The following is a 25,950-nucleotide window of genomic DNA, read 5'->3' on the forward strand; positions in this document are numbered from 1 at the left end:
CATGGGCACCGGGAAATCACGACCCAATAGGCTGGCCCGCATGAGTCTTGCTCCAGGTCTGCACGCCGAGGTCCTCATCATGGTGGAGCGTGAGGACACGGCGATCCGGGTCGGCAGCGGCGACGTGCCGGTGCTGGGCACGCCGCGGCTGCTGTCGTTCGCCGAGGGGGCCACGGTCAAAGCCGTCCAGCAGCACCTGGAGCCCGGGCAGACCACGGTGGGGACCAGGGTTCTGCTCGAGCACCGGCTGCCCAGCCGGGTCGGGATGCACGTCGAGATCGGCGTGGAGCTCGCGGAGGTGGACGGCAGGCGGCTCGTCTTCTCCGTCAGGGCCGTCGACAAGACCGGCGCCCTGGTCGCCACGGGCACGATCGAGCGGGTCGTCGTCGACCGGGAGCGGTTCCTGTCCCGCCTCTGAACCCCCCTCGGGTCCTACTCGATGACGGCGATCAGGTCTCCCTCCTGGACGACGTCGCCCTCCTTCACCTGGAGCTTCGCGATGGTCCCGGCGTCCTCGGCGAGGACCGGGATCTCCATCTTCATCGACTCCAGGATCACGAGCGTGTCACCCTCCTCGACGACCTCGCCCTCGCTCACGACGATCTTCCAGACGTTCGCCACCATCTCGGCGTGCACCTCGGCCACCCGGGAACTCCCCTCAACGTGAATTCAGCAGATCAGGCTTTTCTCATCCGGGAGACCAGCCCGGTGTCGTAGTCCCCGCTCACGAACTCGGGATGGTCCAGCAACTCGGCGCAGAACGGCAGGTTGTGCTTCGGGCCCTCGATCCTGAACCCGGCGACCGCCTCCCGGCCCCGCTCCAGTGCCTCCTCGCGGGTGGCGCCGACGACACAGAGCTTGGCCATCAGCGGGTCGTAGAACGGCGTGACGGTGTTGCCCGCCGTGTAACCCGAATCGATGCGCACCCCCTCGCCGACCGGCTCCTCCCACACCCCGATCTTGCCAGGCCCGGGGAGGAACCTGCGGGGGTCCTCGGCGTAGACGCGGAACTCGATGGCGTGGCCGCTCACCCGCGGCTCGACGGAGTAGACCTCCCCGGCCGCGACGCGGATCTGGTGCTCGACGAGGTCGAGGCCGGTGACCAGTTCGGTGACGGGGTGCTCCACCTGGAGGCGGGTGTTCATCTCCAGGAAGACGAAATCCTGGGCGTCGGCGTCGACGAGGCACTCCACCGTGCCCGCGCCGCGGTAGGCCACGGCCTCTCCGGCCCGTACGGCCGCCGCCAGCATCCGCTCGCGCAGCTCCGGGGTCACGCCCGGGGACGGGCTCTCCTCCACGACCTTCTGGTGGCGCCGCTGCACCGAGCAGTCCCGTTCGCCCAGGGCGACCACGGTGCCGTCGGCGAGGCCCAGGATCTGCACCTCGACGTGCCTGGCCCGCTCGATGTAGCGCTCGAGCAGGATGGCCGGCTCGCCGCCGAAACGGGCGGCCGCCCGGCAGGCCTGCTCGAACGCCTTGGCCAGCGACGCGTCGTCGCGCGCCACGCCCATCCCGATGCCGCCGCCCCCGCCGGCCGCCTTCACCATCACCGGGTATCCGATCTCCCGGGCGGCCCGCTCCGCCTGCGCGAGGTCGGACACCGGCTCCCTGGTCCCGGCGGCGACCGGCACGCCCGCCGCCTCCATCAGGTTACGGGCGTTGATCTTGTCGCCCATCTGCTCGATGGCCTTGGGGTCCGGGCCGATCCAGACGAGGCCGGCGTCGGTCACCGCGCGGGCGAACGCCGCGTTCTCGGCGAGGAACCCGTATCCGGGGTGGACCGCCCGCGCCCCCGTCGTACGGGCGGCCTGGAGGACCTTGTCGATGTCCAGGTAGCTCTGGGCCGGGTTCGCGGGGCCGAGGAGCACGGCGTCGTCGGCCTCACGCGCGAACGGCAGGTCGGCGTCCGCCTCGGAGTGGACCGCGACCGCGCGCAGGCCCATGCCCCGCACCGTACGGATGATCCGCCGGGCTATTTCGCCACGGTTGGCGACGAGAACTGAGTCGAACACGCAGCCAACTCTAGGGTGACCCGCCGCTCCGTCCCTCCGACCCTTCCGACTGAACGTGGGGGCCGATTCTGTAGGGTCGCCACAACATCGGCGGCGTCGGCGCGGCGGTCAACGCGCTCCGATGCTACGTCTGCTACAAGCGCGCGACGAGCACGAGCCGGTCGACGACGCGCGCCATCGCCTCCACCACCCCGGGGTCGTAGGCCGAGCCGCCGTCGAGGCGCAGCCGTTCCAGCGCCGCCGCCGCCCGGTCCCTGTCGGTCGAGCCGCCCACGAGGTCGTCGTAGGCGTTGGCGGCCTTGATGATGCGGCTCGCCATCGGCGGGGCCTCGCCGAGCGTGTCGCACTGCCGCCGGACGATCTCCGCGACGCCGTGGAGGACGCCGGTCTTCCTGATCACCTCGGCGCCCAGCTCGGCGATCCGCCGCGCCTGCGCCGGGTCGGCGAGCACGGTCGCGCCGCCGGGGATCGGGTCGCGTAGCGACAGCTGGCCGATGTCGTGCATGAGCGCGGCATACTCCAGCTCCAGCAGCTGCGGCTCCGCCATGCCGAGCTCCCGGCCGATCGCGACCGACAACTGGCTGACGCGGCGCGAGTGGCCCGGTTCGACGTACCCGCCGACCTCGGTGACCCGGCTCAGCGCGCGCACGGTCTGCAGGTAGGTCGCCCGGATGCCGGCGTACTTGCGGAAGGCCACCTGCGTGACGAGCAGCGGCGCGGCGAACGCGGGCAGCGCGGTCATGTCCATGCTGTGCGAGGCGAGCGCGAGCAGTATGCCCGACGCCCCGACGGCGGCGCCGAGCGGCGCCGCCATCCTGATCTCGTCCCGTACGGCGACGCCGAACGCGGTCTTGACCTGGTCGGCCCGGTGCATGGCCGCGATCACCACGTCGGCCGCGAGCATGACCGTGACGAGCACCGCCATCACGCCGAGCGCCGGCCACCAGTTGCCGCCCCGGTCGCCGGTGTTCCGCGCGAGCTCCCCCAGCGGGCCGGTGAGCGGCCGGTAGGCGAAGGCGAGCAGCGACCCGGCGAGCAGCCGCCGGGCCATGGCGTCGAGCCGCGGCGGCCGGCCGACCGCCAGATGCGGCAGCCCTCCCGCGATCATGCCGACCGACATCACCGCCACGACCTGCAGGGCCGAATGCTGCGCCGGCCGTCCGCCCACGTCGAGCAGGAGGGCGTACCCGAGCGAGGCGGCAGTGGAGATCGGGGCGACCTCGCGGTTACCGGGCATCGTGAGCCGGGCCAGCTCCCCGGCGGCGATGAGCGCGCCGAACCCGATGGCGACCCGCGGGTCGGTCAGCCCCTGGGCCGTGGTGTGGGCGATCCCCGCCACGGTCAGCATCCCGGCGGCGCAGATGAGCAGGAGCTGGCCCGAGTCGAGCCCCACCGGCCTGGCCGTCAGCCGACGCTCCCTCACCGCTCCGACACCACCTGGATGGGCGTGGTCGGGTCGTCGTGGTCCTTGACCGTGGTCTCGACGGCGGGGTCGTCGGGGGGGACCTGCACCGGCTGGGCGAGGTGCCAGCCGTGCCGGTCGAGCGCCCTGACGAACGCGCAGACCATGTCGGGGTCGAACTGCGTGCCCGCGTTCTTGCGGAGCTCCGCCACCGCGAAATCGATCGGCTTGGCCTTGCGGTAGGAGCGGTCGGAGGTCATGGAGTCGAACGCGTCGGCCACCGCGATGATCCTCGCGAACTCGGGGATCTCCGCCCCGGCCAGTCCCATCGGGTAGCCCTTCCCGTCATGTCGTTCGTGGTGGTGCATGATCCCGGCGAACGCCTCGTCGAGGAAGTCGATGCCTCGCACGATCTCCAGCCCGCGCATCGGATGGAGCTGGATCGCGGCGTACTCCTCCTCGGTCAGGCGGCCGTCCTTCTGCAGCACCTTCGTCGGCACGCCGAGCTTGCCGACGTCGTGGAGCATCCCGGCGTACCGGATCGCGCGCAGCCGCTCGGTCCCCATCCCGATCTCCTCGGCGATCATCGACGACGCCGCGGAGACCCGGGTGCAGTGGCCGCGCGTGTAGTAGTCCTTCGTCTCCACCGCCTGGCACAGCGCCGCGATGGTCGCGTCGTACGCGCGCTGCTCGGCGTGGTAGTGCCCGAGGGCCCACCGGGCCACGAACAGCGGCAGCAGCACCAGCACGGCCGAGATCGACTGCACCGTCGACCACAGGGCCGCGATCAGCAGGCCGAAGGTGGCGAAGCCGACGTAGGAGCTCAGGAACTGCACCATCGCGCGGAACGAGACCTGGTCCTTGTGCACCTCGGACGCCAGGCGCAGGATGACCGCCGTCAGCGCGAAGTTGACGGCCACGAAGACCCCCGTGGCCGCGGCGTACGGCACGAGGATGCCCGGGAAGTCGGCCGGCTCGGGCAGCCCGGCCCGGCCTCCCGCGCTCTCGTACGCCCACCCCGCGGCGTATCCGCACAGGGCGTACTGCGCGCCGTTGAACAGCCTCTTCACCATCGCCAGGCCGGGGCGCACGCTCACGACCGCGGCCAGCCCGACCAGGGCCGCGCCCTCCGGGCCGACGAGCACCACGGCGGCCAGCGCGGCGGAGAAGCTCACCGACACCGCGACGTGCGGCACGTTGAGCAGCGTCGGCACCGACTCGCAGAGCAGGAAGAGCAGCGCCAGGACGAGGAGCGCCGACCAGTCCTCCGGCGCGAGCCCGCGATCCGCGAGGAGACCGCGCGTGATCACGAGGCCGGCGGTTCCGACGAGTGCGACGAAGTAGACCCTGGCGGGCCACGGCAGTTCCCGCATTGCGCCACCTTGAATGCGGATCGGACCCGTGGGCCGGCCCTGCCGGACCGGCCCACGGGCAGTGACTACGTCCAGGAGATCCCCGGGGTGCCGGCCGCGAGACCGGCCAAAGCGACCACCGGAGTGAGCAGCGCCAGCGCCACTATCAGCCTGACGACGGTCTTCCCTAGCATTGCGCCGCCTCCACGTCGATGTCGGATTCAGGCTACAGAAGGGCCGACGGCCGGTCCGGGATGTCGCGACCATCGCAGCCAAACCGTAACCAAGCCATCACGCCGCGTGCAATTGCACTGGTTTGTCGCGGCCTTCCCGCGGACCCTTTCAAGGTGTGAGCCGGGCCATCAGCCGGCGGACGCCGTCGTCCACGTCGGCCTGCAGCATGCTGTTGTCGACGCCCGGCGCACAGCCGTAATCGACGTGCACACCCGCGGGCGGTCCCTCGGCGTAGCCGAAGACGAGCCGGTAGTCCCGGTGGTCCGCCTCCGGGCCTCCGCCCTGGCACGAGTGGTCGCTCGGCACGGTGCCGAGGTCGTCGAGCGCCGCCGCGAGCTCCCGGGCCGCCGCCGCGCCGTGCTCGCGCCTCGGCGGCCACTTCTCGCCCCCGTCCAGGCACACGAGCACCCAGTCCGGCTCTCCGGGGACCATGGCGTCCTCCTGCCCCCGCCGGTGGAGGCCGCCCCGGCAGGGGTCCTCCGGCCGCGGCAGCCGCCACGTCCCCTCCCGGTAGGCGGCGGTCAGGGCCTTCCCGACGTACGAGCGGGTCCGGGCCTCGCCGTTCGTCGTCGCGACGCAGGAGTTCACCTCCTCGGCGCTGCCCACCCACAGGGCCGAGCCGTCGGCGTACGCGAACCGGACCAGATAGTTCGTCATCGGCCCGCCCATGGCCGTGCACGCCCCCCAGGTCTCGCCGGTGGTCACCGGCAGGTACGCCAGGTCGCGGGCCATCGCCGCCGCCTGGTCCGTCAGCCTCCGCGACCCGCCCAGCCGCTCGCCGCCCGGATCCATGTTGACGCCGGGATAGGCGCAGATCAGCGCCCGGACCGGCGAGCCGGGCACCAGCGACTCGTCCGCGCCGTCCACGTCGGGGCCGGCCGGCACCCAGCCGCCGATGCCCTCGCCTTCCCACTGCCGCGGGCACGCGTCCGGTGTCGCGCTCGATCCGCCCGCGTGGCCGGCCAGTGCGAATCCCGCGTACCCGGCGAGGGCGATGACGGCGGCGACGATGACGGCGGGGGCCCAGTGCGAACGCTTCACATCGCTGAGACGTCCGCCCCGGGCACCGGGTTCACCGGTCAGACGAGCGCTTGGCGGGCCCATTCGACGGTGGCCTTGAGACCGGTGGGCAGGTCGTGCCGGGGACGCCAGCCGAGGGCCTCGTACGCGGGAGCGGGGTCGACGGCCATCGCGGGGAGGTCGCCCAGCCGGGCCGGCTCGAAGCGGGGCTCGTCCGGGGCTCCGGCCGCCGCGGCGACCAGCGTGTGCAGCTCACGGTCGGTGGTCTGCACGCCCGTGCCGAGATTGAAGCGGCGGCCGTCGCCGTGCGGCCCGCAGGCGCGGGCGAAGCCGTCCACCACGTCCTCCACGAAGACGTAGTCGCGTGTCTGGGACCCGTCGCCGTAGACGACCGTGGGCCTGCCCGCCAGCAGGGCGTCGGTGAAGATGGCGACCACCCCGGCCTCGCCCTCCGGCGACTGGCGCGGCCCGTAGACGTTCGACAGCACGAGCGTGGTGTATTCGAGCCCGTACAACGCCCGGTAGGTGGCGAGGTACAGCTCGCCGCCGAGCTTGGAGGCGGCGTACGGCGAGCGGGGATCGACCGGGGCGTCTCCCGGGACCGGGATCACGGCCGGCCTGCCGTAGACGGCGACGGAGGACGCGTAGACGACCTTGCGTGCCCCGGCGCGACGGGCGGCCTCCAGCACGTTGACCGTGCCCTCGACGTTGATCCTGGTGTCGGTCAGCGGGTCGGCGACACTCCTGCGCACGCTGATCTGCGCGGCGAGGTGACAGACGACCTCCGGCCGCCAGCGTTCGGCGACCTCCGCGAGCGCGGGGTCGCGCACGTCCATGACGTGCAGGGATGCGTCGGGGTTGCGCACGTGCCCGGATGACAGGTCGTCCACCACCGCGACCTCGTGGCCGTCCGACAACAGCCGATCGACGAGAGTGGATCCGATGAACCCCGCCCCGCCCGTGACCAGTGCCCGCATGTCCCCGCCCTTCCCGGCCTGTACGGAAGATCCTAACGAGCATTGCCCCGGCGCGGCCCGGTCACGCCTCCCGTTGGGTGCGGGCTATTCCACCATCTCGGCGCGGACCTGCTCGATCCTGCTGAGCACCTTGGAGCGCAAATCCCGCGGGACGGGGTCGCACCCGCAGTGCTTGGCCACGAGCCGCTTGACGGCCTCCTCCAGGCCGTACTCCTCCAGGCAGGGGCCGCACTCGTCGAGGTGCTTCCTGATCTCGGCGATGCGGTCGTTGTCCAGCTCGCCGTCCAGGTAGGTGTACACCCGGTCGAGCACCTGGCTACACGGGGTGTCGTGGTGTTTCCCGCAGCTCATCGCTCCTCCTCGCCAAGCGTCCCGCCGAGACCCGCGCCGCGGGAGTCCGGCCGCACGAGACCGCGCTCGCGCGCGTAGTCCTCGAGCTGGTTGCGCAGCTGCCGGCGGCCCCGGTGGAGGCGCGACATCACGGTCCCGATGGGCGTGCCCATGATCTCGGCGATCTCCTTGTACGGGAAGCCCTCAACGTCCGCCAGATAGACGGCGATGCGGAACTCCTCGGGGAGCGCGGCCAGAGCGTCCTTCACGTCGCTGTCGGGAAGGTGTTCGAGCGCCTCGATCTCGGCCGACTTCAGCCCGCTCGACGTGTGCGACTCCGCCCGCGCGAGCTGCCAGTCCTCGATCTCCTCGGTGCCCGCCTGCTTGGGCTCCCGCTGCTTCTTCCGGTAGCTGTTGATGAAGGTGTTGGTGAGGATGCGGTAGAGCCAGGCCTTGAGGTTCGTCCCCTCCTGGAACTGGTGGAAGGAGGCGAACGCCTTGGCGAAGGTCTCCTGGAGGAGATCCTCCGCATCCGCTGCGTTTCGGGTCATCCGGAGCGCGGCCGAGTACAGCTGGTCGAGAAACGGCATCACGTCGCGCTCGAACCGCTCGCTGCGCTGCTCCAGAGTCTCCTCGGCTGTCTTGGAGACCGGACCCACCCCCTTAAGGACACCGTACCCAGCCGAGGATACCGGCCCGGCGAGGTCCAGTCCGTCGAGGCCTTCTGGCAGCACCAACGTCTTCATGCCCAACTGCAACAGGGCGGGCGTAGAGTCTGTTCCCGGTGCAGATTGAGGTGACGAACGACCCGGTGCGGGGAAAAAAGTAAGCACCGGCTTGGTAGCCCGGAAACCGAGTTTCGCTGTCTCACCCCCATGCGTGGGGCAGCCAGAGTCCAGGAGCCGCTCGTGCTGCCTATACCGGCCAACGAACTCAACGGCTCGGGCACACTCGGGCCGTACTGGACCTTCTATCACGCGGTCGTCGCCGAGCAGCTGCGCCAGTGGCTGCCCGACCGGCCCTCCCTCCTGCTGGACCTGTCCGGCGGACGGGGGCGGTGGCCGGTCCAGGCGGCGCGCGCCGGTCACCGGGTGATCGAGGTCTTGGACTTCCGCAGGCCCGCCGAACCGTGGTTGCGCGACGCCTCCGACCGCATACAGAAGGTGCGCGCCGACAATCTCGCCTTCCTGCCCGAGGGCTGCGTGGACGGCGTCGTCGCCGAGGAGCGCGTGCTGTCGGTCGAGATCATGGCGGAGTCCGTCATCGAGGACGTGGCCCGGGTGCTGCGGCCCGGCGGGCGCGCGCTGCTGTGCGTCGACTCGCTGGTCCTCGGGATGGCGATCCTGGCCGAGCAGAACTACTGGGCGCACCTGTGCCAGACGGGTGAGGTCATGCTCATCCCCTGGCCCGACGGCAGCATCACCCGCTGCTTCACCAGTCAGCAGATACGCGAGCTGATCACCGGCGCCGGCCTGGAGGTGGAGTGGGTGCGCCCGCGCACGGTGCTCTCCCCCTCCACCGTCGACCACGTGCTGAGCACGGAGAGCAAGTCGCTGTCCTGGCTGGTCCGCACCGAACTCGAGACCGAGGCCGACGACGACGACACGGTCGGCATCCACCTGGTGGCCAGCGCGCGCAAGCCCTTGTGAACGCTCTCCCCGGTGTCCGGGAACGGCGGAATCAGCGGCGGCGCTCGGTCCTCGACTGGCACTGCACGCAGCGGGCCGCCTCGGGGCGCGCCTCCAGCCTGCCCTCGGGAACGAGGGCGCCGCAGTCGACGCAGCGGCCGTAACCGCCGTCGTCCAGCCGCCGCAGCGCGGCCAGCACGGCCGTACGCTGCCGGGACGCGGCGTCGAGCATGGCCCGGGTCCGGTCGGCGTCGGTGAGGTCGGCTCCCGCGTCGGCGAGGGACCTGTCGTGCCCGGCGACCGGATCCCCACGCAGCACGCTGATCGACCGGTCGAGTTCGGCGAGCATGCCTTCCAGGCGCATACGCACGGTCGCGACGTCCACGGATCCGCACCTCCGGGAGTGGGGGAGTCACCCGACCAGAAGCCCCCGGTCTCCTGGTCGGTCAGCGGCCGATCACCTCACGTGCGGCCGCTTTCCCGAACGGATGCCCACTTCGCGCGCCGCTTACACCCCTTGGAGACCCCCGTGCGGGCTCATTGCGCGGAGGGCAGCCCGACGAGGTGCGTCGCGCCGAGGAAGAAGGCCGCCCTGACGCGGTCGTCGCCCATCAGATCGCGGACCGCCGCCGCCGACGTTCCCGCCTCGCCGTAGCCGACCTTCAGGAACGAGGGGTCGGGTGCCTTGGTCGCGCCGACGCCCTTCAGCAGGACCTCGGTGGCGGCGGTCGACTGGGACACCAGGCCCCACAGCCGCGTGTAGACGTCGAGGGCCAGCAGATCGACGAAGCCCTCGGAGACGATCTGCCCATGCCGGATCCTGCCCGCCGTGGCGGTGAAGTCGGGATGCGCGAGCCGGTGCATCAGCTCATGGGCGAGGGTCCTGATCACCCGCCAGCGCCAGTCGGCCTTGGTGCCCCAGGTGGCGCTGGGGAAGATCGGCTGCACCGAGATCCTGCCCTCGCCCCCGCTGTGCGCCGCGGTCAGCTTGACCATGGCGTGGACCCTTCTGCTCAGGGACTCGTCGGAATCCAGACGCTCGCCCAGCATCCGGCGCAGCGTCTCCCGGTCGCCGTCACGGGTGCCGTCGTAGTTCGCCTTGGCGAGCAGCGCGCCCCGTTCCTTGTCCCAGCCGACCGCCTGGGCTCTGTTCGTCATCCAGTTCAGCCGTTGGACGGGCCCCGCGGGCAGTTCCCACGTGCTCTGCAGGCGTTCCGAGTAGCGGAAGCCGTCGAAGTACGGCCCGTCCTCCCGGGCGTCCGCGTACGGCCCGAGAACGCGGGCCACGTACTTCTGGAGATAGTCGGCGATACGCCCGAGATGGTCGAGCGACTCCGGCTCGGTGGGCGCGCTCCTGGGCCGCACCCAGTGGAGGAGCTGCTCGTCCACCACCTTCGCCAGCACGTCGACCAACTCCTTGAGCACGTCCGTGCGCAACGGCCCGACCTGCTGCCTGCCGTCGACGTCCCGGTCCTGGCCCGGGGGGTTGTAGATCGAGCTCAGCTTCGCGGTCCTCCCCCGGTCCGGCGGGGCGAGGGTGCTGACGAGCATCGCCGAGACCCATCCGCTGGCCCGGAGCACCTCGCGTTCGAACGCGTCGTCCTGGGCGCCGGGCATCGCCGTGCGCCGGGTAGCCCGGTTGATCAGACGGGCCACCGCCGCCGTGTGGTCGAAGCCGGCGGGGAGGGCGTCCTTGTTCTTGCCGTACAGGTAGAGGGCGTGGGCCAGCCACTGCTTGTCCTCGCCCTCGTACTGCGCGATCTGCGACCAGACGTCGAATTCGAGCCCGGTGAACAGCGTGTAGACGCGGTTGAAGTACTCCGGGTACTTGTCCGCGGGGAGGGCGCGCAGCGCCTTGTAGTCGGCCGTCGCGTTGACCGTTCCGAAGGTCACCGTCCTCGGCTCGACCGGTGTCCGCGTGAGGTCGTTCGTCAGGGACATGTAACGCTCCTTGTTACTAGGAGTGGCGAGTTACGTACATGTCGTGCAAAGCGCCACCGGAGCGTACGTCCGGTCATGTCCCCGATCAACACGTTGTCCGCGATCGGACGAACGCGTGGTTTTCTCGGATTCGCGGCCGGTCAGAGGAGCCGCGGGACGTCGTCTCCTTCGAGGGGCTCGATGAGCTCGGGGCCGTTGTGGCGGACGCTGTTCACGGCGTCCGACACCGCGTACGCCTCCAGCCGGTCCGGCCCGGCCGGGACGAGCAGGCCGGTGGCATCGGTCACCCGCGGGTCGAGCCACTCCTCCCAGCGCTCGCGCTCGACCATCATCGGCATCCGGTCGTGGATGCGGCCCAGCTTGTCCGTGGCCGTGGTGGTGATCACCGTGCAGGTGCACAGCCACTTCAGCGGGTCGTCGTCCGCGCGGGTGGGGTCCTTCCAGAACTCGTACAGGCCGGCCATGGCGAGCACGCCGCCGTCGGCGGGGTGGATGAAGAACGGCTGCTTCTTCTTGCCTTCGAGCGGCATCCACTCGTAGTAGCCGTCCGCCGGGACCAGGCAGCGCCGGGACTTCAGCGCCCTGCGGTAAGACGGCTTCTCCGCCACCGTCTCCACCCTGGCATTGATCATCCGCGAGCCCACCGACGGGTCCTTCGCCCAGCTCGGCACGAGACCCCACCGGACCACCCGGAGCTGCCTGACGGGCTCGTCGCCCCGGCTCTCGCCGCCGTCGTCCTTGGGCACGCGGCACATGACCGCGTAGACGTTCTTCGTGGGCGCGACGTTGTAGTCGGGCCGCAGCTCCTGGTCGGGCACACCGTCCAGCTCGACCTGGAACTCCTCCAGCAACTCCTGCTTCTTGCGCGCCGACGCGTACCTCCCGCACATGCCACCAAGACTGCCACTCCCGGGCGGCGGACGCGTTCTCCGAGACGGTCCGGCCGGGCACGCGCACACTAAGCTTGCGGACATGGCCTCTCCGCAGTCCGCGTCCGGCGGCGCCGAGCCGCACGCCGTCCACCAGCACGCCGCCGCACCGCTCTGGCCCGCCCCGGTGGCCGCCGAGCCGGTCCGTGCGACGGTCCGTTTGCCCGGCTCCAAGTCGGTGACCAACCGCGCGCTGCTGCTCGCCGCGCTGGCCGACGCCCCCGGCACCGTACGGCTCGCGCTGCGCAGCCGCGACGCCGACCTGATGGCGGCCGCACTGCGCTCGCTCGGCGCCGAGATGACGCCGTCCAACGAGAGCGCCGACAGTGTGGACTGGTCGGTGACCCCGCATCCCGTGCGCGGCGGGGCGTCGGTCGACGTCGGGCTCGCCGGGACCGTGATGCGGTTCGTGCCCCCGGTCGCCGCGCTGGCCGACGGCCCGGTCTTCTTCGACGGCGACGCGCACGCGCGCAAGCGGCCGATGGGCCCGATCCTGGGCGCGCTGCGGGCGCTCGGCGCGTCGGTGGACAACGACGCGCTGCCGTTCACGATCCGCGGTCCCATCCCGGGCGGCGAGGTCACCCTCGACGCCTCGGTCTCCTCACAGATGGTCTCCGGCCTGCTGCTGGCCGCCGCGCGCTTCGAGAAGGGCGTGACCGTACGGCACAGCGGCCCGCCCGTGCCCTCGATGCCGCACATCGAGATGACGGTGCAGATGCTGCGCCAGGCGGGGGTCGAGGTGGACGACTCCGAGCGCGACGTGTGGCGGGTGCAGCCCGGCCCGATCCTGGCCAGGGACGTCACGGTCGAGCCCGACCTGTCCAACGCCGCGCCCTTCCTGGCCGCGGCCCTGGTCACCGGGGGTTCGGTCGTCGTGCCGGACTGGCCGGAGGAGACCACGCAGGGCGGCGACGCGCTTCGCGGGCTGCTCGCCGAGATGGGCGCGCGGGTCGAGCGGGTGCCGGAGGGCCTGCGGGTGACCGGCGAGGGCACGGTGCGCGGCATCGACGCCGACCTGCACGACGTCAGCGAGCTCACCCCCACGATCGCCGCGCTGGCCGCGCTGGCCGGCGGACCGTCCCGCATCCGGGGCGTGGCGCACATCCGGGGGCACGAGACCGACCGGATCACCGCCCTCGCCACGGAGATCAACCGGCTGGGCGGCGACGCCCGGGAGACCGACGACGGCCTGGAGATCCACCCCCGGCCGCTGACCGGCGGCGTCTTCCACTCCTACGCCGACCACCGCATGGCCACGGCGGGCGCGGTCATCGGCCTGGTCGTGCCGGGCGTCGAGGTCGAGGACATCGCCACGACCGGCAAGACGCTGCCCGAGTTCCCCCGCATGTGGGCCGCGATGCTGGGCAGCGAGAATCACCCGGGATCGGGGCACTCCGAAGGGCGCGGGCGCTGAGAAAGCGGCAGTACGACGAGGACGACGTCAGGGTCAGGCCGGGCAAGGGCTCACGGCCCCGGACGCGGATCCGGCCTGCCCACAGCGAGGCGGTCGAGGGTTTCGTGGTGGCCGTCGACCGCGGGCGTTACACCTGCCTGGTGGGCGAGGGTGTCCCCCGCTCCGCCACGCCGAAGAAGCGGAGGGGCGACCGGACGCTCGTCGTGGCGATGAAGGCCCGCGAGCTCGGCCGCAAGGGCATCGTCGTGGGCGACCGCGTGGCGCTGGTGGGCGACGTCACCGGGCAGCCCGACACGCTGGCGCGCATCGTCCGCGTGGAGGAGCGCACCTCGATGCTGCGCCGCAGCGCCGACGACGTCGACGACATCGAGCGTCCCATCGTCGCCAACGCCGACCAGCTGGTCATCGTCACCGCGCTCGCCGACCCCCCGCCGCGCCCCCGGATGATCGACCGGATGCTCGTCGCGGCCTACGACGCCGACATCGAGCCGCTGCTGTGCCTCACCAAGGCCGACCTGGCGCCCGCCCGCGACCTCGTGGCGCTGTACGAACCCCTCGGCGTGCCGTACGTCGTCGTCCGCAAGGGCGGCCCGCTCGACGACCTGGGCGAGGCGCTCGCGGACCGGATCAGTGTGCTCGTCGGGCACTCGGGGGTCGGCAAGTCGACCCTGGTGAACGCGCTGGTGCCGCACGCCCGCCGGGCCGTGTCCCACGTGAACGCCGTCACCGGGCGCGGCCGGCACACCTCCACCTCCGCGGTCGCCCTCGAACTGCCGGAGGGCGGCTGGATCATCGACACCCCCGGCGTACGCAGCTTCGGGCTCGCGCACATCTCGGTGGAGACCGTACTCGCCGCCTTCCCCGACCTGGTGGACGCCACGACCGGGTGCCCCAAGGGCTGCACCCACCTCGGCGACGAGTGCGCCCTCGACCGCTACGTCGCGGAGGGGCACGCCGACCCCACCCGGCTGGAGTCCCTGCGGCGGCTGCTCGCCAGCCGCGAGGGCTCCGCCGACGAGGACTAGAGCAATCCGCCGAGGGCGAGCATCACGGCGAGCACTCCGAGCATGCTCCCCATGGCGATCCGCTGGGCCCGCAGCCACACCGGCCGGTGCGCCAGAAAACCCGCCACGCTTCCGGCGGCCAGCACGATCGAGAGATTCACGGTCGAGGCCACCGCGATCTGGCAGAGACCGAGAACGACGCCCTGGACCAACACGTGTCCCGCGCCGAGATCCACGAACTGCGGAATGACGGAGACATACAGAATGGCGATCTTCGGATTCAGCAGGTTCGTCATCAGTCCCATGGTGAACAGCCGGAGCGGTGAATCGTCCGGCACCTCCCGCACAGTGAACACCGACGCGCCGCCCGGCCTGATCGTCCTCCAGGCGAGCCACAGCAGGTAACCCGCCCCGGCCAGCCGGATCACGGCGAGAACCTCCGGTACGGCGGCGAACAGCACGGCCAGCCCGAGGTTCGCCGCCGTCAAATAGGCGAGGAATCCCGCGACGACTCCGCCCAACGAGATGACTCCTGCCCGGCGTCCCTGGCTGATGCTGCGGGAGACCAGATACATCATGTTCGGGCCCGGGGACAGCACCATTCCGAGCGCCACGGACACGACGCCCAGGACCGCGTGGGGTTCGACCATCGACATCGCTTTCTCTTCGCAGGTCATTCACACCGGTCCGGACGGCTTTCTCAGGCTAATCCTCCTCGCATTATCAGAGCAATAATTCATATTGTTCTCGGAGCAATGTCGTGCTTGAATGCGTCACCGAGGACGGGGGAGGCGGCGGCGGTGGAGAGCTACCGGGAGCTGGCGGACGAGGTGGCCGCGGACATCGCGGCCGGGCGGCTCAGGCCGGGAGACCGGCTGCCTCCGCAGCGGGACTTCGCCCGCCGGCGCGGCATCGCCGGCTCCACCGCGGCGCGCGTCTACGCGGAGCTGACCCGCCGGGGCCTGACGGTCGGCGAGGTCGGCCGCGGCACTTTCGTACGCGCCTCCGCCCGGCGTCCGGGGACCGCCCTGGCCGAACCGAGCGGCAGCGGGGTGGACCTCGAACTCAACTATCCCGTCATCCCCGAGCAGGCCCGGCTGCTCGGGGACGGCATCAGGCGGCTGCTGCGCCCGGACGTGCTGGATGCCTCCATGCGGCCGGTGGGCGCGGCGGGCACCCCCGTCGCCCGCGAGGTCGTCGCGGACCTGCTCGCCCGTCCGGGCTGGCGCCCGGACCCTGCGCGGGTGCTCTTCGCGGGCAACGGACGCCAGGCCATCGCGGCCGTCGTCGCCGCGCTGGTCCCGCCGGGCACGCGGCTGGGCGTCGAGGAGCTCACCTATCCCGTCGTGAAGACGATCGCCGCCCGGCTCGGGGTCATCCTCGTCCCCCTGCCGGTCGACGACGCGGGCCTGGTCCCCGAGGCCGTGGAGAGCGCCGCGCGCGGGGCTCCGCTCAGGGCCGTCTATCTCCAGCCGACGCTGCACAACCCGTTGTCGGTCAGCATGCCGCTCGAGCGCCGCGCCGCGCTCGCGGCCGTGCTCGCACGGCTGGACGTGCCCGCGATCGAGGACGGCATCTGGTCGTTCCTCCGGGACGACCTGCCCCCGCTCGCCGCCGTGGCGCCCGAGCGCACGATCCTCGTCGACAGCCTGTCCAAGCGGCTCGCGCCCGGGCTGACCGTCGGGTTCGCGGTCGTACCCGAGGCCGCGGCCTCCGGCGTGACCGCGGCGCTGCACTCGATGGGCGCGGCGCCGCCGCGGTTCGCGCTGGAGGCGGCGGTACGGCTGGCCGGTGACGGCGTGGTGGGAGCGCTGAGCCGGGGCAAGCGGCGGGACGCCGAGGCCCGCCAGGAGATCGCGGCGCGTCAGCTGGGCGAGTTCGCCGTCCGCGCCGACCCGCGGTCCTACTACTGCTGGTGGGAGCTCCCGCCGCCGTGGCGGGCCGACACGTTCGTGGCCGCCGCGGCGCGGCACGGCATCGCCGTCACTCCGGCGGCCGCCTTCGCCGTCGGCGACCACCGCACGCCGAACGCCGTCCGCCTCGGCCTCGCCTCACCGCCCGCTCACACGCTGGAAAGCGCCCTCGCCACCCTCGCCGGGCTCGCGCGCTCCTCCCCGGACGACGTCCTCGCCGAGTGACGCGTCAGCTCCGGCGGTTGGGGCGCAGGGTCCAGGAGACGGTCATCTCCGAGACGACGACGTCGCCGGCGTCGCGGATTTCGACGCCGACCTCGAACTCGGGCCGTTCCCCCGCGTCCAGCCGGGCGACGACCGCCTCCCGCTCGGCCCGCAGGGTGGCGGCCGCCGTGACCTCGCCCTTGGCGAGCTTGAGGTAGCGGATCGACGCCTCGGTGGCCAGCGGCACCGCCCTGGACAGCTGGTCGCCGAGGGCCGACAGCATGGCCGCGCCCGAGGCGGTCTCGGCCAGCGTGAACAGGGCGCCGGCGTGCGGGCCGCCCACGTGGTTGTGCAGGTCCGCACGGTCGGCCAGGCGGGCGACCGCCGTACCGGTGCCGATCGCGTCGAAGGTGATGCCGAGCAGCCGCGCGAACGGGACGCTGCCGAGCATGAAGGCGCCGATGTCCATGGCCGGGATGTTACCGACAGGTACGGTTCGGGGCGATCCTTCCTCTGCTACGACCAGGTGACGGCACGATACGTTGGGCCTGTGACGGAGTACCGCGACGACCTGCACCTCGCGCATCTGCTGGCGGACGCCGCCGACGACCTCACGATGCGCCGTTTCAAGGCCGTGGACCTCAAGGTCGACACCAAGCCCGACCTCACCCCGGTCAGCGACGCCGACCGGGCGGTGGAGGAGGCGATGCGCGGCACACTGCGCCGTGCCCGCCCCCGCGACGCCGTCGTCGGCGAGGAGTTCGGCATGACCGGGTACGGCATGCGCTCCTGGATCGTCGACCCGATCGACGGCACGAAGAACTACGTGCGCGGGGTCCCCGTGTGGGCCACGCTGATCGCGCTGATGGAGCACGGCAAGGTCGTCGTGGGCGTGGTCTCGGCCCCGGCGCTCGGCCGCCGCTGGTGGGCCGCCAAGGAGAGCGGCGCGTGGACCGGGCGCAGCATGAGCAAGGCGACGCGCTGTGAGGTGTCCTCGGTCGGCCGCCTCGACGACGCCTCCTTCTCCTTCTCCGACCTGGAGGAATGGGAGAAGGCCGGGCGGCTCGACCCGTTCCTCGATCTCACCAGGCAGTGCTGGCGCACCCGCGGCTACGGCGACTTCTGGTCGCACATGATGGTCGCCGAGGGCGCGGTGGACATCTCCGCCGAGCCCGAACTGTCCCCGTGGGACATGGCCGCCCTCACGATCATCGTCGAGGAGGCCGGCGGCTCCTGCACCTCCCTCGACGGCACCCCGCCGCTCGATGGCGGCAACCTCGTCTGCACCAACGGCCGGCTCCACGACGAGGTTCTCAAGCGCCTGTCCGCTCGCTGACATTTCCTTCATTTCCGGATAAATCGTCGAATTTCCATTAGCGGCGTGATCGATCGGGCGGCATTCGTGCCGGGTCCGTGACATTCCGCTGGCAACCGGCTCGTCGCCGTACGCGTCCAAAAACGGGACGCGGAAGCGGACTCTCGGAAAACCACTGCGACGAGCCGGAATTCGACATGAGCGCACCAGCGAAGCCGCGAAGGACAGCCGACGACGAGGGAAAGGAAGAGCGGAAGAACGCCCGCAGAATCGCCGTGATCACCGGCATCTGGGCATGCGTGGGCACGCTCATCACCGCCGCGTCGGCGGTGACGGTCGCCGTGATCAACGCCCCCGAGGCCGTGCGGAACGTGGTCGGGGAGAACATCGCCGTGACGCATACGGCGACCGCGACGGCGACGGTCACCGCCACCGTGACCGCCACGGCGACCGCCGGGGCCGGGGCCACCCCCACCCCGGCCGACTCTGGGACGACCACCCATCTGACCAGGGGGGACGCCGTCGGCGTCGCGGGCTGCAGAACGCCCGACGGCTACGGCAACGACTGGGGCGACCACTCGGTCGCCGTCGCGGGCTCGGACGAGCAACTCACCGCCGTCACCTGCCGGGTGAACGCGGTCGGCGCCGTGACGGGCCATCTCGACTACGTGGTTCCTCAAAACGCGACCACGTTCACGGCGCGCGTCGGAATTGACCGCGTTTCCCCCAATACGTCGGCGCAGGTGCGTTTCTCCGTTCTCGACCTTGGCGACCACGTCCTCGCGCAACAGGTGGCGACGTACACGAATGCGCCGGAAATCACCGTCCCGGTATCCGGAATCCAGCGGATCCGCCTGCGAATGACCGTCTTAAAGAGCAGCGAGGTCACCTCGGCGAACTATTTCCGGGTCGCGTGGATGAACGCCTCCTATCGCTGAAAGTCACAGGGCGAGGACGTCGCCCGCGGCGGTGAGAAGGCTGCCGCGGTACGCCTCGCCGAACAGGCAGACGTGGACGGCCAGCGGGTGGAGCTGGTGCAGGGGCACGCGCTCACGCCAGCCGTCCGCGAGGGGCGCCACCTCGCGGTAGGCGGCGAGGATCGTGTTGAGGTGCGGCGCCCCGAACAGCGCCAGCATCGCGAGATCGGTCTCCCGGTGGCCGCCGTGGGCGGCGGGGTCGACGAGCACGACCCCGTCCGCGGTCCACAGCAGGTTCCCGCTCCACAGGTCGCCGTGGATCCGGCTCGGCGGCTCGGCCGGCCCGGCGACCTCCGTCACCCGGCCGCACGCCTCCTCGACCAGCTCCATGTCGGCGTCCGAGAGCGCCCCACGGTCGCGCGCGAGCCGTACGAACGGGAGCACCCGGCGGGAGACGTAGAACGACGGCCAGTCCGGCGCGGGCTCGTTGCCCATCGCGAGCTCGGCGATGTAGCCCGGCCAGGGAGCGCCGAAGTCCGCGGCCCCGGCGGCGTGCAGGGCGGCCAGCTCACGCCCGAACCGCTCGGCGGCCGCGGCCGTGGCGGGGGCGGTGTCGATCCACTCCAGCACCAGCGCGCCGCCCTCCGCGGCGATCACCTCGGGCACGGCGACCGCTCCCGGTTCCGCCAGCCAGCGCAGCCCCGCCGCCTCACTCTCCAGCACGGCCGATGCGGCCCCGGTCTTTTTGACGAAGACCCTGCGGCCGTCGTCGAGCACGCCCTCGTGCAGGGTCCAGGCGTGCCCGCCGCCGATGTCCCTAGTGATCCTCAAGGTACTTCGCCACCCCCTCGCAGGCGGCCTCGACCATGCGCAGCACCTCGACGAAGCCCTCCGGTCCCCCGTAATACGGATCGGGCACCTCGGCGCCCTCGGGAGCGGCCGGGTCGAACGACCGCAGCAGCCGCACGTCGGCGTCCGGGGGCGCGATCCGCCGTATCGCGCGCAGGTTGTCGCGGTCCATCACGAGGACGAGGTCACGCTCGGCGAACCACGCCCGGTCGAACTGGCGGGCCCGGTGGGACGAGCCGTCGTACCCGTGGTCGGCCAGCGTGGCCAGCGCCCGCTCGTCCATCGGCTCCCCCGCGTGCCAGCCCCCGGTGCCGGCGCTGTCCACCTCCACGTCGAGCCCGCGTTCGGCCAGCGTACGGCGCAGCACGACCTCGGCCATGGGCGATCGGCAGATGTTCCCCATGCAGACCAGACATACACGCTTCATGAACTCAATCCTCTCCCATAACACCCGTGACCTGCTCGTTATCTCTTCCGGAGTCGTACGAGAGCGACCGGGGGCGTTCATTACCCGTTCACCTTTACCAAGGTTTTAGGTCACCTTGGCTCCCTACCGTCCCTGCTGTTGAGAGACAAGGGGAGGAACAACCGTGAAGTATGCAGGCCGGCTCGCCGCCGCCACCATCGCCGGCGTGCTCTCGCTCGCCGCATGCGGGACCGATGACAACACGAGCACGGCGGGGGGCACCTCCAGCGCCGCCGCTCCCGCACAGGGCGACGACACCCTCCAGGGCACCATCAACGCCGCCGGCTCCTCGGCCCAGGCGAACGCCATCGCGGAGTGGAAGAAGAACTTCCAGTCGTCGAACCCCGGCGTCAGCATCAACTACAACCCGAGCGGCTCCGGCGCCGGCGTCCAGGCGTTCATCCAGGGCACCGTGGCGTTCGCCGGCTCCGACTCGGCCCTGAACGACGAGAAGGGCGAGCCCGCCCAGGCCGACGCCCGTTGCAAGACCGGCAAGGCGATCAACCTGCCGATGGTGACCGGCCCGGTGGCCGTCGTCTACAACCTGCCGGGCGTGGACGGCCTGCAGCTCTCGCCGAAGACCATCGGCGGCATCTTCAACAGCAAGATCACCAAGTGGGACGACCCGGCCATCAAGGCGGACAACCCCGACGCGAAGCTGCCCTCGACCGCCATCCAGGCGTTCCACCGCTCGGACGAGTCGGGCACCAGCGACAACTTCACCAAGTTCCTCAAGGCCACCGCCGACTGGCCGTACGAGCCCGCCAAGGCGTGGCCGGCCGAGGCCCAGGGCCAGGGCTCGAAGGGGTCGGACGGCATCGCGTCCAGCATCAAGAGCACCGAGGGCGCGATCAGCTACGTCGAGCTGTCCTTCGCCGAGAACTCGCAGCTGCAGAAGGCCAAGGTCGCCAACGGCTCCGGCGAGTTCGTCGAGCTCACCCCGGAGAGCGCGGGCAAGACCGTCGAGGCCGCCGAGATCGCGGGCACCGGCAACGACCTCAAGCTCAAGATCGACTACGCCACCAGCGCCGCGGGCGCCTACCCGATCGTGCTCGTCACGTACGAGATCACCTGCGAGAAGGGCCTGGCGGCCGAGGACGCGAAGCTGGTCAAGTCGTTCCTCACCTACACCGCCAGCGACGAGGGCCAGCAGGCGCTGACCAGCCTGGGCTACGCCCCGCTGCCGTCGAGCCTGCTGACCAAGGTCCGCACCGCGGTCGAGGCGATCGCCTAACAGATGGCGACGTCAACCAGAACCAGGGAGAGCGGGCCGGCCATGCGCCGGTCCGCCTTCCGGCGCAGCCGCGGCGACGGCCCGTTCCGCTTCGCCTCGACCGGGGCCGGTGTCGTCCTTCTGGCGATCATGGCCGCGATCGGGGTGTTCCTGGTCGTCAAGGCCGTCCCCGCCCTCCAGGCGAACACGTCCCACTTCCTCACCGAGCTGACCTGGCAGCCGAACGCCACCGAGCCGGTCTTCGGCATCGGGGCGCTCGCCTTCGGCACCGTGCTGAGCTCGCTGCTCGCGCTGGTCATCGCCACCCCGGTGGCGGTCGGCGTCGCGCTGTTCATCTCGCACTACGCGCCCCGGCGGCTCGCCTCCGTCCTGGGCTACGTGGTGGACCTCCTCGCGGCGGTCCCCAGCGTGGTGTACGGCCTGTGGGGCGTCGCCTTCCTCGTGCCGTTCATGCTCGGCCCGTCGAAGTTCCTCAACGACTACCTCGGCTGGATCCCGCTGTTCGGCGGCGACACCGTGGTCGGCAAGAGCATGCTCACCGCGTCGCTGGTGCTCGCGATCATGATCCTGCCGATCATCGCCGCGATCTCCCGCGAAGTCTTCCTGCAGGCCCCCAAGATGCAGGAAGAGGCCGCGCTGGCGCTCGGCGCGACGCGCTGGGAGATGATCAGGATGTCGGTCCTGCCGTTCGGCCGGCCCGGCGTCATCAGCGCCGCCATGCTCGGCCTCGGCCGCGCGATGGGCGAGACCATCGCGGTCGCGCTCATCTTCCCGGCGACGTTCAAGATCACGTTCCAGGTCCTCGGCCCGTACGGCAACAGCATCGCCGCCAACATCGCCAACGGCTTCGGCGAGGCGACCGAGGTGGGCCGCGGCGCGCTGATCGCCTCGGGTCTCGTCCTGTTCATCATCACCCTGCTCGTGAACATGGCCGCCCGCTTCGTCATCGCCCGCCGCAAGGAGTACGCGAGGGCCGCAGCGTGACCGTACAGACCGGAATCCCGATGAGAACCGGAATCCAGCCCATCTCCGCCGGCCGGCGAATCAAGGACCGGCTCGTCCAGGTGCTCGTCTACCTGGCGTTCGCGCTCGCGGTCATCCCGCTGCTGTCGGTGCTGTGGCTCGTCGTCAAGAACGGCATCGGCCGCCTCGACATGGAGTTCCTCACTCACTCCATGCGCAACATCGGAGCGCGCGACGCCGGCGGCGGCGCCTACCACGCCATCATCGGCACACTCGAACAGGTCCTGCTCGCGTCGCTCATCGCGGTCCCGATCGGCCTGCTCACCGCCGTCTACCTCGTCGAGTACGGCGAGGGCGGGCGGTTGTCCCGCACGATCAGCTTCTTCGTGGACGTCATGACCGGCGTCCCTTCCGTGGTTTCCGGGCTCTTCGTCCTGGCCTTCTGGATCCTCGTGCTCGGCATGCCGTTCTCCGGCTTCGCCGGCGCGCTCGCGCTGTCGATCCTGATGATGCCGGTCGTGGTCAGGTCCGCCGAGGAGATGCTCCGCCTGGTGCCCCGCGAGCTGCGCGAGGCGTCGTACGCGCTGGGCGTGCCCAAGTGGCGGACCATCGTCAAGGTCGTCCTGCCCACGGCGTTCACCGGCATCGTGACCGGCGTGATGCTCGCCGTCGCCCGCGTCGCCGGTGAGACCGCGCCGCTGCTGCTGACCGTCTTCATCACCGACTCCATCAACAACGACCCGTTCAACGGGCCGCAGATGGGGCTTCCGCTGTACGTCTTCGATCAGGCCGGTCGTCCCACGGACACCGCGATCGACCGGGCCTGGACCGGCGCGCTCACGCTGATCCTGATCGTCATGCTGCTCAACCTGGTCGCACGCCTCATCACCTGGTGGCGTTCGCCCGCGAGGAGGAGGTAAGGAATGGCCAAGCAGATCGAGGTCGCGGGCCTCGACGCCTACTACGGCTCGCACAAGGCGATCGAGGGCATCTCGATGACCATCGAGCCGCGGTCGGTGACGGCCTTCATCGGCCCGTCCGGCTGCGGGAAGTCGACGTTCCTGCGGACGCTCAACCGGATGCACGAGGTCATCCCCGGCGCCCGGGTCGTGGGCAAGGTGCGCCTGGAGGAGCAGGACCTGTACGGCGCCGACGTCGACCCCGTGTCGGTCCGGCGGACCATCGGCATGGTGTTCCAGCGGCCGAACCCCTTCCCCACGATGTCCATCTTCGACAACGTGGCGGCGGGCCTGCGGCTCAACGGCCGGCACTCACGGTCGGAGCTGGAGGGCGTCGTCGAGGAGTCGCTCAAGGGCGCCAACCTCTGGAACGAGGTCAAGGACCGGCTGAACAAGCCCGGCGCTGGCCTGTCCGGCGGTCAGCAGCAGCGCCTGTGCATCGCCCGCGCGATCGCCGTACGCCCGCAGGTGCTGCTCATGGACGAGCCGTGCTCGGCCCTGGACCCGATCTCGACGCTGGCGATCGAGGACCTGATCTCGCAGCTCAAGCAGGACTACACGATCGTGATCGTGACCCACAACATGCAGCAGGCCGCCCGGGTCAGCGACAGGACCGCGTTCTTCAACCTGGCCGCGCAGGGGCAGCCCGGCAAGCTCGTCGAGATGGACGAGACCTCGAAGATCTTCACCAATCCGGCCGAGAAGGCGACCGAGGACTACATCACGGGCCGCTTCGGGTGACGACCGCTCCCGGCTGACAGCATTGGAGGGACCCGGGTGACGGCACCCGCAGTGGAGGGGGACACTCGGACGGCGCCCATGCTTCTGGTGGCCGATCCGGACGCGGGTCTGGTGCGGCAGCTCTCGGCCGCCATGCAGGCCGAGGGCGTCGACGTGACCGGCGTACCGGACGGCGCCCAGGCGCTGCTGCAGGCCGGGGCGCTCCGGCCCGACGCCGTGCTGATCTGCGCCTCCCTCCCCATCGTCGGACCCGTCGACTTCGTCCGCGCCGTACGGCTCGCGCGGTCCGTGCCCGTCCTGCTCGGCATCGACTTCGGCGGCGACGCCGGGCAGGCGCTGCAGGCCCTGGAGGCGGGCGCGACGGCCTGCGTCGCCAGGCCGTACCGCGTGCCCGAGCTGCTTCCCCTCGTCCAGGCGGCCTTCCGCCGGCAGGACGGCCACCGGGTCGTGCTCACGATCGGCGACGTGGAGCTCGACGTCACGGCGTACCAGGTGAAGGTCGGCGGACGCGTGGTGCACCTGCCGCTGCGCGAATTCGAGCTGCTGCACTACCTGATGCGCAACGCCGACAGAACGGTCACCCGCGAGCAGATCATGCGCCACGTCTGGCACTCCACGGACGGGATGTCGACCAACACCATCGCCGTACACGTCAAACGTCTGCGCGCCCGCCTCGGCGACGTGGAGGACACGATGATCCAGACCGTCCGCGGCGTGGGGTACCGTCTCGTCACCGGATGAGCGCCGTCTCACGCGCGCGGCGCGCGTCGCGGGAGGGCGCGCGTCATGAGAAGGTGCGCTCCAGGTGCGCGAGACCGGCGTCCGCGTACGACCTGACATCCGCCGAGCACAGGCCGTACGCGACGTCCTCCAGCAGGGCGCATCGGGCGTAGAAGAGGACACGTGCGCGGCCGGCGTCGTCGAGACGTCCGTGATAGTGCGCCAGTGTCCGCTCGAACACCTCCGGGCCGAGATCCCGGAAGACGAGCGCGAAATCGTACGCGGGATCGGCGATGGCCGCGTCGGTCCAGTCGATGACTCCCGTCACGGTGCTCGTCTCGGCGTCCGCCAGCACATGCTCGGCGCCCAGGTCGTTGTGACAGAACGCCGGCACCCCGGGCTCCGCCGGGAGCTTGCCGCCGAAAAAATCCTCGACCATTCGCCGGGCGGCCGGCGACACATGAGCCTCGACCTCCCGATAGTGGCCCTCGGCCTCTTCGAGCAGCTCGCTCAGCGGATAGATGTCCCGCGGCACGAGCGCCTCCATCCGCTCCACCGGGGCCGCATGGAGCCGGCTGAGGAAATCGCCCAAAGGAGCCGCCAGGCGCATCGGCTCCCTGACCGGGTGCAGGTTCAGCGGACGGCCCGGCAGCTTCCCGTACGCCAGCACGCCCGCCTCCTCGTCCAGGAAGACCGGCTGGGGCACGGGCACCGGTGACAACTCTCCCACGGCAGCCAGCAACGCCGCCTCCCGCCGCACCGCTTCCCCACGGCCGGCCGCCTCGTCACTCTTGCTCTGCCGTACGACCAACTCACCGTTGACCTCGTACGCCGCATTGTCCTGTCCCTCGCCCAACCGCTTGACAGCGTCGATCTTGTAGCCGGGCAGATGGCGGGCCAACAACCGGATGATTTCCTCGGTCACTTTCGTAACCCTAACCATGTGGCCTGGGGGGCGCGGGGTGGCCGAATACGGACTGAGCCGTCGGAACGCTTGTTGGGGTGGGGAACTCGGGGGTGTGGGTGGGGGTTGGTCACTGCGCCGGCCGGAAGGTCCGGTCCTCGCGAAGCCCGCTCCGCTGGGCCTTCGCTGCGGTCCTCCCTCCCGGCCGCTCCGCTCCCCTCACGCTGGCGCCCAGCATCCCGGGCCTCGGGCCCCTCGGCCGGGCCTACCACGCCGCCCCTACCGCCCCTACCGGCCCTAGTGGCCCTAGTGGCTTTACTGGCCCTGGACGTCGCCGGACGTCGTCTGCCCCCGGAAATGCGAAAGCCCCGGCCGTCATCGGCCGGGGCTGAAAACCCACACCCACACCACACTCACGCCCAGACCCACGCCCCACACCCACTGCCGGGGAACCCCGCGAAGGGGAACAGAGGAACAGGGAGGAGGGGGGTGCGGATATGCGGAAGGGCCACCCCATCGGGG

28 protein-coding genes are annotated in these 25,950 nt (G+C 71.1%); 12 read left to right on the forward strand and 16 right to left on the reverse strand.

Annotated elements, in window-relative coordinates:
• Positions 1 to 40 precede the first annotated feature (40 nt).
• A complete protein-coding gene (locus tag AAH991_RS31810) occupies positions 41 to 418 on the forward strand; it encodes a thioesterase family protein (RefSeq protein ID WP_346229619.1) in 378 nt (125 codons plus the stop codon).
• A gap of 14 nt (positions 419 to 432) precedes the next feature.
• Here AAH991_RS31810 and AAH991_RS31815 read toward each other — a convergent pair whose 3' ends face one another.
• From AAH991_RS31815 to AAH991_RS31850, 8 genes are all read right to left on the reverse strand, one after another.
• Complete coding sequence (locus AAH991_RS31815) at positions 433 to 645, reverse strand: biotin/lipoyl-binding carrier protein (protein ID WP_346229620.1); 213 nt, start codon at positions 643 to 645, stop codon at positions 433 to 435.
• Positions 646 to 677: 32 nt separating this feature from the next.
• Complete coding sequence (locus tag AAH991_RS31820; RefSeq protein WP_346229621.1) at positions 678 to 2,012, reverse strand: acetyl-CoA carboxylase biotin carboxylase subunit; 1,335 nt, start codon at positions 2,010 to 2,012, stop codon at positions 678 to 680.
• 133 nt (positions 2,013 to 2,145) lie between these two features.
• Positions 2,146 to 3,435 (reverse strand): HD-GYP domain-containing protein, encoded by a 1,290-nt coding sequence (locus tag AAH991_RS31825; protein WP_346229622.1) that lies wholly within the window; start codon positions 3,433 to 3,435, stop codon positions 2,146 to 2,148.
• The gene (locus AAH991_RS31830; protein WP_346229623.1) at positions 3,432 to 4,787 is read right to left on the reverse strand and encodes an HD-GYP domain-containing protein; all 1,356 of its coding nucleotides are present in this window, start codon (positions 4,785 to 4,787) and stop codon (positions 3,432 to 3,434) included. The genes AAH991_RS31825 and AAH991_RS31830 overlap by 4 nt, the downstream gene beginning before the upstream one ends.
• 321 nt (positions 4,788 to 5,108) lie before the next feature.
• Positions 5,109 to 6,041 carry a hypothetical protein gene (locus AAH991_RS31835; RefSeq protein WP_346229624.1) on the reverse strand — a complete coding sequence of 311 codons (933 nt, stop codon included), beginning with the start codon at positions 6,039 to 6,041 and terminating at the stop codon, positions 5,109 to 5,111.
• 38 nt (positions 6,042 to 6,079) lie between these two features.
• Positions 6,080 to 6,997 carry an NAD-dependent epimerase/dehydratase family protein gene (locus tag AAH991_RS31840; RefSeq protein ID WP_346229625.1) on the reverse strand — a complete coding sequence of 306 codons (918 nt, stop codon included), beginning with the start codon at positions 6,995 to 6,997 and terminating at the stop codon, positions 6,080 to 6,082.
• Positions 6,998 to 7,081: 84 nt separating this feature from the next.
• Complete coding sequence (gene rsrA, locus AAH991_RS31845) at positions 7,082 to 7,348, reverse strand: mycothiol system anti-sigma-R factor (protein WP_346229626.1); 267 nt, start codon at positions 7,346 to 7,348, stop codon at positions 7,082 to 7,084.
• The gene (locus AAH991_RS31850; RefSeq protein ID WP_169988138.1) at positions 7,345 to 7,986 is read right to left on the reverse strand and encodes a sigma-70 family RNA polymerase sigma factor; all 642 of its coding nucleotides are present in this window, start codon (positions 7,984 to 7,986) and stop codon (positions 7,345 to 7,347) included. The genes rsrA and AAH991_RS31850 overlap by 4 nt, the downstream gene beginning before the upstream one ends.
• Before the next feature lie 249 nt (positions 7,987 to 8,235).
• Between AAH991_RS31850 and AAH991_RS31855 the strand changes: the two genes are divergently transcribed.
• Positions 8,236 to 8,976 (forward strand): class I SAM-dependent methyltransferase, encoded by a 741-nt coding sequence (locus AAH991_RS31855; protein WP_346229627.1) that lies wholly within the window; start codon positions 8,236 to 8,238, stop codon positions 8,974 to 8,976.
• A gap of 31 nt (positions 8,977 to 9,007) precedes the next feature.
• On the opposite strand, the gene AAH991_RS31860 is transcribed toward AAH991_RS31855, so the two are convergent.
• The 3 genes from AAH991_RS31860 to AAH991_RS31870 all read right to left on the reverse strand — a co-directional run bounded on the left by AAH991_RS31860 (position 9,008) and on the right by AAH991_RS31870 (position 11,786).
• Positions 9,008 to 9,340: a TraR/DksA family transcriptional regulator gene (locus AAH991_RS31860; RefSeq protein ID WP_346229628.1), complete on the reverse strand. Its 333-nt coding sequence runs from the start codon at positions 9,338 to 9,340 to the stop codon at positions 9,008 to 9,010.
• 152 nt (positions 9,341 to 9,492) lie between these two features.
• Positions 9,493 to 10,896: a hypothetical protein gene (locus AAH991_RS31865; protein WP_346229629.1), complete on the reverse strand. Its 1,404-nt coding sequence runs from the start codon at positions 10,894 to 10,896 to the stop codon at positions 9,493 to 9,495.
• 140 nt (positions 10,897 to 11,036) lie between these two features.
• Entirely contained in the window at positions 11,037 to 11,786 is a 750-nt protein-coding gene (locus AAH991_RS31870; RefSeq protein WP_346229630.1) for an SOS response-associated peptidase, read from the reverse strand.
• 82 nt (positions 11,787 to 11,868) lie between these two features.
• Here AAH991_RS31870 and aroA point away from each other — a divergent pair, with 82 nt between their 5' ends.
• On the forward strand, positions 11,869 to 13,239 hold the full coding sequence (gene aroA / locus AAH991_RS31875) for a 3-phosphoshikimate 1-carboxyvinyltransferase (RefSeq protein ID WP_346229631.1): 1,371 nt from the start codon (positions 11,869 to 11,871) through the stop codon (positions 13,237 to 13,239).
• Positions 13,236 to 14,264, forward strand: coding sequence for a ribosome small subunit-dependent GTPase A (gene rsgA, locus AAH991_RS31880; RefSeq protein ID WP_346229645.1), 1,029 nt, complete (start codon positions 13,236 to 13,238; stop codon positions 14,262 to 14,264). The genes aroA and rsgA overlap by 4 nt, the downstream gene beginning before the upstream one ends.
• On the opposite strand, the gene AAH991_RS31885 is transcribed toward rsgA, so the two are convergent.
• On the reverse strand, positions 14,261 to 14,899 hold the full coding sequence (locus AAH991_RS31885; RefSeq protein WP_346229632.1) for a LysE family translocator: 639 nt from the start codon (positions 14,897 to 14,899) through the stop codon (positions 14,261 to 14,263). The two genes, rsgA and AAH991_RS31885, sit on opposite strands and share 4 nt — an antisense overlap.
• Positions 14,900 to 15,043: 144 nt before the next feature.
• Here AAH991_RS31885 and AAH991_RS31890 point away from each other — a divergent pair, with 144 nt between their 5' ends.
• Complete coding sequence (locus tag AAH991_RS31890; protein WP_346229633.1) at positions 15,044 to 16,381, forward strand: aminotransferase-like domain-containing protein; 1,338 nt, start codon at positions 15,044 to 15,046, stop codon at positions 16,379 to 16,381.
• A 4-nt stretch (positions 16,382 to 16,385) separates the two neighbouring features.
• Here the strand turns inward: AAH991_RS31890 and AAH991_RS31895 are convergent, their stop codons facing one another.
• Entirely contained in the window at positions 16,386 to 16,829 is a 444-nt protein-coding gene (locus AAH991_RS31895; protein ID WP_346229634.1) for a DUF4442 domain-containing protein, read from the reverse strand.
• Positions 16,830 to 16,910: 81 nt separating this feature from the next.
• Here AAH991_RS31895 and hisN point away from each other — a divergent pair, with 81 nt between their 5' ends.
• Together hisN and AAH991_RS31905 are read left to right on the forward strand one after the other, a co-directional pair.
• Positions 16,911 to 17,696: a histidinol-phosphatase gene (hisN, locus tag AAH991_RS31900; protein WP_346229635.1), complete on the forward strand. Its 786-nt coding sequence runs from the start codon at positions 16,911 to 16,913 to the stop codon at positions 17,694 to 17,696.
• Between the two features lie 254 nt (positions 17,697 to 17,950).
• Complete coding sequence (locus AAH991_RS31905) at positions 17,951 to 18,613, forward strand: NPCBM/NEW2 domain-containing protein (RefSeq protein WP_346229636.1); 663 nt, start codon at positions 17,951 to 17,953, stop codon at positions 18,611 to 18,613.
• A 3-nt stretch (positions 18,614 to 18,616) separates the two neighbouring features.
• Here the strand turns inward: AAH991_RS31905 and AAH991_RS31910 are convergent, their stop codons facing one another.
• Positions 18,617 to 19,423: a fructosamine kinase family protein gene (locus AAH991_RS31910; protein WP_346229637.1), complete on the reverse strand. Its 807-nt coding sequence runs from the start codon at positions 19,421 to 19,423 to the stop codon at positions 18,617 to 18,619.
• A complete protein-coding gene (locus AAH991_RS31915) occupies positions 19,410 to 19,868 on the reverse strand; it encodes a low molecular weight protein-tyrosine-phosphatase (RefSeq protein ID WP_346229638.1) in 459 nt (152 codons plus the stop codon). The genes AAH991_RS31910 and AAH991_RS31915 overlap by 14 nt, the downstream gene beginning before the upstream one ends.
• A 163-nt stretch (positions 19,869 to 20,031) precedes the next feature.
• Between AAH991_RS31915 and pstS the strand changes: the two genes are divergently transcribed.
• The 5 genes from pstS to AAH991_RS31940 are packed head-to-tail and all read left to right on the forward strand — an operon-like array spanning position 20,032 to position 24,545.
• Positions 20,032 to 21,141: a phosphate ABC transporter substrate-binding protein PstS gene (pstS, locus tag AAH991_RS31920; RefSeq protein WP_346229639.1), complete on the forward strand. Its 1,110-nt coding sequence runs from the start codon at positions 20,032 to 20,034 to the stop codon at positions 21,139 to 21,141.
• A gap of 3 nt (positions 21,142 to 21,144) precedes the next feature.
• The gene (pstC, locus tag AAH991_RS31925) at positions 21,145 to 22,125 is read left to right on the forward strand and encodes a phosphate ABC transporter permease subunit PstC (protein ID WP_346229640.1); all 981 of its coding nucleotides are present in this window, start codon (positions 21,145 to 21,147) and stop codon (positions 22,123 to 22,125) included.
• Between the two features lie 20 nt (positions 22,126 to 22,145).
• Positions 22,146 to 23,024: a phosphate ABC transporter permease PstA gene (gene pstA / locus AAH991_RS31930; protein WP_346229641.1), complete on the forward strand. Its 879-nt coding sequence runs from the start codon at positions 22,146 to 22,148 to the stop codon at positions 23,022 to 23,024.
• A 3-nt stretch (positions 23,025 to 23,027) separates the two neighbouring features.
• Positions 23,028 to 23,804, forward strand: a complete 777-nt coding sequence (pstB, locus tag AAH991_RS31935) for a phosphate ABC transporter ATP-binding protein PstB (protein ID WP_346229642.1) — start codon at positions 23,028 to 23,030, stop codon at positions 23,802 to 23,804.
• Between the two features lie 36 nt (positions 23,805 to 23,840).
• Positions 23,841 to 24,545 carry a response regulator transcription factor gene (locus tag AAH991_RS31940; RefSeq protein WP_346229643.1) on the forward strand — a complete coding sequence of 235 codons (705 nt, stop codon included), beginning with the start codon at positions 23,841 to 23,843 and terminating at the stop codon, positions 24,543 to 24,545.
• A gap of 43 nt (positions 24,546 to 24,588) precedes the next feature.
• On the opposite strand, the gene AAH991_RS31945 is transcribed toward AAH991_RS31940, so the two are convergent.
• Positions 24,589 to 25,449, reverse strand: a complete 861-nt coding sequence (locus AAH991_RS31945) for a phosphotransferase family protein (RefSeq protein ID WP_346229644.1) — start codon at positions 25,447 to 25,449, stop codon at positions 24,589 to 24,591.
• Positions 25,450 to 25,950 lie beyond the last annotated feature (501 nt).

The organism is Microbispora sp. ZYX-F-249, assembly GCF_039649665.1.
GTDB lineage: Bacteria > Actinomycetota > Actinomycetes > Streptosporangiales > Streptosporangiaceae > Microbispora > Microbispora maris.